Source organism: Streptomyces sp. NRRL WC-3605 (genome assembly GCF_001509795.1).
GTDB classification, from domain to species: Bacteria; Actinomycetota; Actinomycetes; order Streptomycetales; family Streptomycetaceae; genus Streptomyces; species Streptomyces viridochromogenes.
This window is the reverse complement of the sequence record NZ_LLZN01000105.1, coordinates 1-8,981: the sequence shown is the minus strand read 5'-3', so window position 1 is coordinate 8,981 and position 8,981 is coordinate 1. Positions and strand designations below refer to the sequence as shown.

The following is an 8,981-nucleotide window of genomic DNA, read 5'->3' as shown; positions in this document are numbered from 1 at the left end:
CCGTCCCCGCCCCCACCCCCGCCCACCGGACTCCCGGGGCGATACGCGTGCGAAGGAGCCCGCGATGAGCGACATGATCACGGCGGACCTGGTCGACCTCGACCTGACCGCCGACACCAAGGAGGCCGCGGCACGCGCCCTCGCCGAGCGCATGGCCGCCCAGGGCCGGGTGACCGACCTCGACGGCTTCCTCGCCGACGTCGCCGCCCGCGAGGCGCAGATGCCCACCGGGCTCGAGGGCGGCATCGGCATCCCGCACTGCCGCAGCAGCCATGTCACCGAGCCGACGCTCGCCTTCGGACGCAGCACCGCCGGCGTCGACTTCGGCGCCGCCGACGGGCCCGCCGACCTGATCTTCCTCATCGCCGCCCCGGCCGGAGCGGACGACGCCCACCTCACGATCCTGTCGTCGCTCGCCCGGCAGCTCATGGACAGCGCGTTCACCGACGCCCTGCGCGCCGCCCAGGACGCCGAGTCGGCGGCCGCGCTCATCCGGGGTGAGCGGACCCCCGCCCCCGACGCCCCGGCCGACGACGACACCGGCACCACGGCGCGTCCCTTCCGGATCGTCGCCGTCACCTCCTGCCCCACCGGTATCGCCCACACCTACATGGCCGCCGAGGCCCTGGAGAACGCCGGGCGGGACGCGGGCGTCGAACTCGTCGTCGAGACCCAGGGCTCGGCCGGCTTCACCCGGCTCGACCCCGCCGTCATCGCCGCCGCGGACGGCGTGATCCTCGCCCACGACGTGCCCGTACGCGAGAAGGACCGGTTCGCCGGCAAGCCCACGGTCGACGTCGGCGTCAAGGCCGGCATCAACCGGCCCGCCGAACTCATCGCCGACGTACGGGAGAAGGCCGCCCGCGGCGAGACCACCCGGGCAGCCCGGCCCGGCACCCCCGTCGACCGGGCCGGCGAACCAGGCACCGGCTACGGCACCCGGCTGCGCACCTGGCTGATGTCCGGCGTCAGTCACATGGTCCCGTTCGTGGCCGCCGGCGGTCTGCTGATCGCCCTCGGGTTCGCCATCGGCGGCTACCGGATCAACGAGGCCCCGCCCGTCACCGAGCACTTCGACTGGGCGCAGGCCGACAGTTGGGGCGCCCTCCTCTTCCAGATCGGCGGCGTCGCCTTCGGCTTCCTGATCCCCGTCCTCGCCGGCTACATCGCCTACGGCATGGCCGACCGGCCAGGACTCGTCCCCGGCTTCGTCGGCGGCATGATCGCGTTCACCATCAACGCCGGATTCCTCGGCGGCCTCGTCGCCGGTCTCCTCGCCGGCGGTGTCGTCCTCGCGATCCAGCGCGTCGACATCCCCCCGGTGCTGCGCGGCATCATGCCCGTCGTCGTGATCCCGCTGCTGTCCTCCATGGCCGTCGGCTTCCTGATGCTCGTGGTCGTCGGCAAGCCCATCGCGCAGGCGCAGAAGGCCATGACGGACTGGCTCGGCGGTCTGTCCGGCTCCAACGCCGTCCTGCTCGGCGTCCTGCTGGGCCTGATGATGTGCTTCGACCTCGGCGGCCCCGTCAACAAGGTCGCCTACGCCTTCGCCACCGCAGGCATCGCCGTGCAGGACCCCGGCGACTCCGCCATGAAGGTCATGGCCGCCGTCATGGCGGCCGGCATGGTCCCGCCCCTGGGCATGGCCCTGGCCACCACCCTGCGCCGCAAGCTCTTCACCCCGGCCGAACGCGAGAACGGCAAGGCCGCCTGGGTCCTCGGCGCCTCCTTCATCAGTGAAGGCGCCATCCCCTTCGCCGCCGCCGACCCGCTGCGGGTCATCCCCGCGTCCATGGCGGGCGGCGCGGTCACCGGTGCCCTCACCATGGCCTTCGGCTCGACCCTGCGCGCACCCCACGGCGGCGTCTGGGTCACCTTCCTCATCGGCGAGCCGTTCCTCTACCTCCTGGCCATCGCGGCCGGTACGGCGGTCACGGCCGGTCTCGTCGTCCTGCTCAAGGGCATGCGCCGCACGGCACCCGACGGCACCCCGGCCGCCGGCGCCCAGGAGTCCGACGCCGGGCAGCAGCCGGTCGCTGCCTGAGACGCGGGGCCCAGCGGCGGAGAGGGGCGTCGCCTGTCCCGGTTGGGTCGCTGTGGGTGGTTCACGGCTCCTGCGAGATACGTCACGGTCCGGAGCATTCGGCCCGGACCGTGGTGTCTACTGGGAGACATGCCTGAGCACGTCTCGATCCTCCAGCTCCTGGGTCCCGTCGTCCTCGCCCTGGCGGCCGTGCTGTGGGTGACGGGGCTCCTGCGTCTGCTGCGCCGCTACCACCCCGTGAACCAGCGGCGGGCCTCCGGCCAGCCGCTCCCCGGGCTTCCGCAGCAGCGGCAGACCGCCCCCGACCGGGAGGCGGTCGAACTCACCCCGGCGGAACGCGACGCCTTCGCCGGCCTGGTCCACCGGCTCAACACCGGCCGCTGACCGCGCCGTCGGCCGCCGGCGCCGGCCGGTACCTCAGGAGACCTGCGCCGCCCGCCGCCGCATCGCGGTCCGCGCCGCGTCCTCGCTGACGTACACCTCGCACATGTGCCGCCCGTCGGGCGTCGCCGTGTGCTCGACCTCCCACAGGGAGGCCTCCGCGCCGTCCCGCAGCAGGAACGCGTGCTCGTAGAGCGAGAAGGACAGGCCCGCGCGCGCCGACCGCCAGGGACGCCCGAACGCCTGCATGATCCGGTGCCCGCACGCCGTGGCCAGCCGCGCCGCCGTCTCACGGCCCGGCCGGTCCGCGTTCTCCGCGCGGCGCAGCAGCCGCCGCGCGTGGTCCGCCGAGTCCTCCGGCACGAAACCGTGCCGGGGAGCGGCCGACGTCGACAGCTGCACGGTCACCGGCAGCTCGAAGTCCGGCGTGTCCGGGGGCAGGGGAAGCCGCTCGGTCGCGGCGCGCAGCTCCTCCTCGTCCACGTACACCTCGTGCTGCGGGGCGCCGCCGCGCGCGGTGTTGTGCACGAGCTCCCACAGCGTGAGCGCCGAACCGTCGGCGAGCAGCCAGGTGTGCCGGTACGTCTCACGGTGCAGTCCCGCGCTGTGGTGCGCGGAGTGCAGCGAACTGTCGTGGGCGAGCGCGCAGTCCAGGCGCCGCAGGCTCTCGTCGGGCAGCTCGAAGGAGTTCAGGGCACGGCCCAGGAGCCGCGCGAGGTGCTCCTCCGGAGACTCCGGCGACTCGGGTGGTTCGTACGCTGTGGTCTCGTACGGAACGCTCAAGGTTTCTCCCGGCGTTGCTGCATGTCACCTTGTGGGTGCATACCGTAGCCCCTCGGTCGGACATCATGTCCGGGAACCGAGAAAACGTACGTCCGGTGAAACGCGCGGACCGCGCGAGAAGTTCCCGCGCGGCCCGTCGAACCGTCAAGAAACCCTGTCCGACGTGCGGTTCAGGGGGGCGTGCCGATCAGGCGGCGCTGCCCGCGGTCCACTCGCTCCACGACATGTTCCAGCCGTTGAGGCCGTTGTCCGGCGTCACCTTCTTGTCGGGGGAGTTCTTGACGATCACGACGTCCCCGAGCATCGAGTTGTCGTAGAACCACTTGGACGGCGTGTCCCCCTGACCGCCCTTCACGTCCCGCAGGCCGACGCAGCCGTGGCTGGTGCCCTGGCGGCCGAACGGCGGGTTGCCCTGGTTGTACCAGTAGTTGCCGTGGATGAACGTGCCCGACTGGGTCAGCCGCATCGCGTGCGGCACGTCCTTGATGTCGTACGCGTCGGCCAGGTTGACCGTCCGGCTGTCCATGTGGAGCTGCTTGAACTTCTCGGAGATCACCATCTGCCCGTTGTAGGTGGAGAACTCCGAGCTGCCCGCCGAGATCGGCACGGACTTGATCGTGCTGCCGTCCCGGACGACCTTCATGGTCTGGGTGTTCACGTCGACCGTCGACACCTGCGAGCGGCCGATCGTGAAGCTGACCGTCTTCTTCTGCACCCCGACCACGCCGTCGGCACCCTTGACGCCGTCCAGGTCGATCTTCATCGTGACCTTGGAGCCTGCCTTCCAGTAGTCCTCGGGCCGGAAGTCCAGGCGCTTCTGCCCGAACCAGTGCCCGACCACCTTCTGGCCGCTGCTGGAGGTGACGGTGATGTGCGACTGCACGGCCTTCCGGTCGCTGATCGCCTTGTCGAAGCTGAACGACACGGGCATACCCACCCCGACCGTGGTGCCGTTGTCGGGGGTGTAGGTGCCGATGAAGCTGTCGGCGGCGCTGACCGTGGTGAAGGCCGAGTCGGCGGTGGTTCCCCGGCCGTCCGCGTCCTTCGCGGTGGCCGTTATCTCGTACTTGGTCCCCCGCTCCAGCTGCTTGCCCGGGTGCCAGCCCGTCCCGTCGGAGGACAGTGAACCCGGTACGTCCTGCCCGGTCTTCGCGTCCTTCATCCGGACGGCCGTCAGCTTGCCCCCGCTGACCCGCACACCGGTCGTGTTGATGGACGCCCCCGTCGAACCGTCCTTCGCCGAGATCACGATCTTCGCCGCGGACGCCGTGGACGACGACCCCTTGCCGCCCTTGCCGTCACCGCCGGCCCCGCCGCCGCTGTCACCGCCACCGCAGGCCGTGAGGGTCAGGGCGCCGATCACGAGGGCGGCACAGGCCCCCACTGTGCGGCGCGCTGTCATGTCCGGCGTTGTCACGATCTGCTCCCTCATCCGACGTTCGCGAGTTCTGTTCCGTTCCGTTCCAGGGTGGAAGAGGCCACCGCTCCGAGCCGGGTTCCCCATGTGCGCCGTGAACGCCATCACGTGACACAACCGCGACAATCGTGAGCGCGATGTGGCCATTCGGAGGCGAGGGACCGGGCCGGGCACCCGCCGGCTACCGCCCGTACAACTCCCCGTACGACGGCCACACTCCGCCCGGGCCCGTCACCGACCCGGCCGCCCGGACGGCCCGGACGATGGCTCGGGTCACCATGTCCGCGGCCGCCGCGAGCAGGTCGTTGAGGGCGAGCGGCTGCCCGGGGTCCAGGGGGTGCTCACCCGTGGCGAGGGCGAAGACCGTGTCGCCGTCGTTGAGCAGGTGCACCGGCCCATACGGCCCGTGCGATGCCGTCGTGGGCGGTGCCGGCCAGCTTCTGCGCCTGTGCCTTCGACAGGTCGGCGTCGGTGGCCACCACCGCGAGCGTGGTGTTCAGCGGCGGCGCCGCGTTGGTCTCCGCGAGCTCGGCGAGCCGCCGGCGCGCGGCCTCGTGGACACCCGCCTCCGGGAGGTCCACCCGGCCCCGCAGCAACTCCCCGTACAGGGCGCCCGTCTCCGGCTCCACGGCGGAACCCGCCGCGTTGGCCACGACCAGCGCCGCCACCGTGATCCCCGAGTCGAGGACCGTGCTCGCGGTGCCGATCCCGCCCTTGACCGGCCCGACGGTGGCACCGGTCCCGGCGCCCACGCAGCCTTCCGGCACCGGGGCCCCGGCCTCGCACGCCGCCGCGGCCTCCACCGCCGCGCGCCCGGTGCCGGCGTCCGGCCGCGCCCGGAAGTCGCCGCCGCGCCCCAGGTCGAAGACACAGGCCGCGGGCACCACCGGCACCACGTGAGCCGGGTCCGGCCCGACCCGCACCCCGCGCCGCTGCTCCTCCAGCCACGCCATCACCCCGGACGCCGCGTCCAGCCCGTACGCGCTGCCCCCGGTCAGGACGATCGCCTCGACCTTCCGCACGACGTTGCGTGGGTCCAGGGCGTCGGTCTCCTTGGTGCCGGGCCCGCCGCCGCGCACGTCCACGGCGGCCACGGCCCCGCCCTCCGGGGCGAGGACGACCGTCGTGCCGGTGAGCCAGCCGTCCCCGGTGCGTGTCGCGTGGCCCACCCGCAGTCCGGCGACATCCGTCAGAGCGTCAACTGTCATGCCCCCAGTGTCGTCCAGGCCCTGTCGTCCGGACCCGGCCCGCCGCGCCGGGACCGTCAGGAGGCCGGCATCTGCCGGGAGGGACCGTCAGGAGGCCGGCTCCCGTGCCGCCGTCGCGCGCGGCCGGGCCGTCCCGCGGGCCGTCAGTGTCTCGCCGACCGCCACGCCCGCCGCCGAGACCAGCCCCGCCGCGAGCACCCCCCAGTCGTGCAGGAACGTGCAGCAGATCACCAGCAGGGCCGTCGTCGGCAGCACCAGCTGCTGGGCGATGCCCACCTTGAAGTACCGAGAGTGCAGCGCCCACACGGTGAGCAGGTAGAGCGCCGTCGGCAGGGTCACCGCCGCCGTCGCGGCCAGCGTCGAGATGTGCGCCTCGTGGAGGGTCTGCTCGACCGCCACCTCCAGTCCCGCGCCGATCGCCGCCGCCGACGCGAACACCACGTAGTGGCCGTAACCCCACAGGAACGACTGCCGGTTGGAGCGCAGATGCCCGTGGATCGGGACCACGAAGTAGATCCACCAGGCCGAGAAGATGATCAGCAGGCCGCCCGCCGCGATGGGCAGCAGTTCGTCCAGCGCGTCGTTCTCGTCGATGCCGGTCTTCACGGCGACCGTGGCCGCCGCGATGGTCTCGCCCAGCACGATGATGGTGAGCAGCCCGTACCGCTCGGCGATGTGGTGCGGATGCCACGACGTCGGATGGACCCTCTCCGCGTACACCGGGACGCACAGCTCCAGGACGACCATGACGAGGAACCACCAGCCCCGGGCGTCCTCCGGCAGCACCACCAGACCCACCCAGCCGATCTGGCACAGCAGCACCCCGCCGGCGTACCGCAGGGCCATCGCCCGCTCGCGACCGGAGCTGGACCTGGCCACCCGCAGCCACTGCCCGACGAGGGCGAGCCGCATGATGAGGTACCCGACGAGCACCGCCGCGTAGTCGTGGTCCCCGAACGCCTCGGACACCCCGGCGGCCAGGACCAGCACGCCGGAGATCTGGACCAGCGTGACGATCCGGTACAGCACGTCGTCGTTGTCGTAGGCCGACGCGAACCACGTGAAGTTCATCCACGCCCACCAGATGGCGAAGAACACCATCGCGTAGTTCAGGATGCCTTCACCGGCGTGCCCCTCGGCGACCGCGTGGACCAACTGGACGCCCGCCTGGGCGATGGCCACGACGAAACACAGGTCGAAGAAGAGCTCCAGCGGGGTGGCGGCCCGGTGTGCCTCACCACGGCCCCGGGCCGAGAGCCGGCGCAGCGGCCGACGGGGTCCGGGAGGGCGGGGGGAGTCCGGCGCGGGATTCGAACTGGACGTCATGGGGTCAAGCACAGCAGATGGGGCGCCGATTCGCGCCCGCGGCGCACGACCCGCGCACAAGCCCCCGCAGGACTTCACCACCGGCCCGGCGGGATGCCCCCGATGCCGGGGCCGTAGTCGCGCTGCCGCCCTATGCCGGGGCAGGGGTCGCGGCGCCGTCTATGCCGGGACCGGGGTCGCGCCGCGGCGGGGCCGTACCCTGGAGTCATGAGCAGCACCCCCGCCTCCGAGCCGCGCGAGCCGAAGCCCGCGCTCATCTTCGACGACCCGCTGGACCAGCAGTCCTCGGACGACACGGACCGCGGGTGGGGCGATCGGCCGGCCGGGGACAGCGCGGCCGACCTCAAGCGCTTCCTCGACGAGAAGCCGCCGCACCACATCTGAGGCCCGCGGACAGGCGCCGCGCCGGTCAGGCACCGGAGCGCTATCGCTGGTCGTGGCCCGACCCGCGCTGTGCGACCAGCGCGTCGCGGATCTCCTTCAGCACCTCCAGCTCGCTCACCTCGATGACCTCCTGGGTGCCCTCCTTCGCCTTGCGGCGGGCCTCCACCCGGGCCAGGTACTTCGACATGGGCAGAACCATCAGGAAGTAGACGACGGCCGCGGTGATCACGAAGCTGAGGCCGGCGCCGAGGACGGAGCCCCACAGGATCTGGATGCCCTCGTCGCCCTTGCAGGTACCGGTCAGGCACGAGCTGTAGTGATCGAGGTTCTTCGTGCCGATCGCACCGACCAGCGGGTTGATGATGCCCTTCACCACCGCGTTGACGATGTTGGTGAAGGCCGCGCCGATGACGACCGCGACCGCCAGGTCGACGACGTTTCCGCGCATCAGGAAGGTCTTGAAGCCCTGCCAGACGCTCGGTTCCTTGTTCTCGCTCACTTGGGGGGCACTCCTCGGGCACGCAGCTTGGGGAACGGCTCGCTCCGCAACCTACGTCAGCGTTCAGCCGTTCTGTCCAATCGGCCTCTTCTTCCGAGGGACGTGACGCGCCCCGACGCTTGACCGGGCTCAGCACAGCGTCACCGCCAGGCGCGCCGTGGCACTCGCCCCCGCCAGCCGGGCGGCCGTGGGCCGCGGCACGGACAGCACCACGAGCGCTCCGCTGTCCCCGGCGGCGTCCAGCGGCTCCGGCACCTGCGCCACCCGCGCCCCGCGCGCCACCACCTCGGCGTCCCCGCGGGGCCCGTTCCCCCCGGCGGCGATCACGTCGACCCGGTCGCCGGGGCGCAGCAGCCGCACGGTGGCCGCGTCGGCGATCCGCACCGGTGCCGAGACCCGCCCGGTGACCGGGTGCGGCCGCGCCGGGCCCTGCGCCTGCGCCGGATGCCCGCGCGCCCCGTCGGCCTCGCGCGGTCCCGCCGCCACCAGGGCGGCCGCGGTCACGGCCAGCCCGGCCGCGACGGCCCGCCGCCGGTGCCGTACGAGCCGGCGCAGCCGGTGGCCCGTCCCGCGCACCCGCACGGGGTCGAAGTGCGGCACCTCACGGGTGGCCGGGGCGTCGGGCCCCGGCGGCAGCGCGGAGCGCGGCGGCGCGCAGAACGAGGAAGGGGAGGAAAGGGCGGAAGGGGAGGACGGCAACGGGGAGGCGGGGGAGGAGGGGAATCGAGGGGTGGGGGGAGCGAAGGACACGGGAACACCACCAGCGGGAACGACGCCGGAACGACGCGGACGGAACGGCTTGCGAAGCCACCATCCGACATCTCGCCGCCGCCCGCTGAAGCCCGTGGACAACCCACAGCCTGTGGAAATCCCGGCCCCTCGAAGGAGACGTTCCGCCTCTGCGCGCTACGCCCTCTGGGCGCAATGCCCTCTGCGCGC

At 72.6% G+C, this 8,981-nt stretch carries 8 protein-coding genes and 1 pseudogene; 3 read left to right on the top strand and 6 right to left on the bottom strand.

What is annotated here, in order from left to right:
- The first annotated feature begins 64 nt into the window (after positions 1–64).
- Positions 65–2,044 (top strand): PTS fructose transporter subunit IIABC, encoded by a 1,980-nt coding sequence (locus ADL34_RS32315; protein ID WP_062668504.1) that lies wholly within the window; start codon positions 65–67, stop codon positions 2,042–2,044.
- A gap of 129 nt (positions 2,045–2,173) precedes the next feature.
- Positions 2,174–2,428 carry a hypothetical protein gene (locus ADL34_RS32310; RefSeq protein WP_062668503.1) on the top strand — a complete coding sequence of 85 codons (255 nt, stop codon included), beginning with the start codon at positions 2,174–2,176 and terminating at the stop codon, positions 2,426–2,428.
- A gap of 33 nt (positions 2,429–2,461) precedes the next feature.
- On the opposite strand, the gene ADL34_RS32305 is transcribed toward ADL34_RS32310, so the two are convergent.
- The 4 genes and pseudogenes from ADL34_RS32305 to ADL34_RS32290 form a co-directional block, all read right to left on the bottom strand.
- Positions 2,462–3,208 carry a DUF6227 family protein gene (locus ADL34_RS32305; protein ID WP_062668502.1) on the bottom strand — a complete coding sequence of 249 codons (747 nt, stop codon included), beginning with the start codon at positions 3,206–3,208 and terminating at the stop codon, positions 2,462–2,464.
- A 187-nt stretch (positions 3,209–3,395) separates the two neighbouring features.
- Complete coding sequence (locus ADL34_RS32300; RefSeq protein WP_079034182.1) at positions 3,396–4,625, bottom strand: L,D-transpeptidase; 1,230 nt, start codon at positions 4,623–4,625, stop codon at positions 3,396–3,398.
- A gap of 181 nt (positions 4,626–4,806) precedes the next feature.
- Positions 4,807–5,833 (bottom strand): annotated as a pseudogene (locus ADL34_RS32295) (P1 family peptidase).
- A gap of 87 nt (positions 5,834–5,920) precedes the next feature.
- Positions 5,921–7,159, bottom strand: coding sequence for a low temperature requirement protein A (locus ADL34_RS32290; protein ID WP_062668500.1), 1,239 nt, complete (start codon positions 7,157–7,159; stop codon positions 5,921–5,923).
- A 207-nt stretch (positions 7,160–7,366) separates the two neighbouring features.
- On the opposite strand from ADL34_RS32290, the gene ADL34_RS35940 reads away from it, so the two are divergent.
- Positions 7,367–7,543, top strand: a complete 177-nt coding sequence (locus ADL34_RS35940) for a hypothetical protein (protein ID WP_086872747.1) — start codon at positions 7,367–7,369, stop codon at positions 7,541–7,543.
- A gap of 40 nt (positions 7,544–7,583) precedes the next feature.
- On the opposite strand, the gene mscL is transcribed toward ADL34_RS35940, so the two are convergent.
- Both mscL and ADL34_RS32280 read right to left on the bottom strand, forming a co-directional pair.
- Positions 7,584–8,042, bottom strand: coding sequence for a large conductance mechanosensitive channel protein MscL (gene mscL / locus ADL34_RS32285; protein WP_079034177.1), 459 nt, complete (start codon positions 8,040–8,042; stop codon positions 7,584–7,586).
- Positions 8,043–8,171: 129 nt separating this feature from the next.
- On the bottom strand, positions 8,172–8,792 hold the full coding sequence (locus ADL34_RS32280; RefSeq protein WP_234375155.1) for a hypothetical protein: 621 nt from the start codon (positions 8,790–8,792) through the stop codon (positions 8,172–8,174).
- Positions 8,793–8,981 lie beyond the last annotated feature (189 nt).

Bases quoted from the DNA above. Each gene is read 5' to 3' on its own strand.
- ADL34_RS32315 (WP_062668504.1), top strand. From the start codon at position 65: ATGAGCGACATGATCACGGCGGACCTGGTCGACCTCGACCTGACCGCC.
- ADL34_RS35940 (WP_086872747.1), top strand. From the start codon at position 7,367: ATGAGCAGCACCCCCGCCTCCGAGCCGCGCGAGCCGAAGCCCGCGCTC.
- ADL34_RS32310 (WP_062668503.1), top strand. From the start codon at position 2,174: ATGCCTGAGCACGTCTCGATCCTCCAGCTCCTGGGTCCCGTCGTCCTC.
- ADL34_RS32290 (WP_062668500.1), bottom strand. From the start codon at position 7,159: ATGACGTCCAGTTCGAATCCCGCGCCGGACTCCCCCCGCCCTCCCGGA.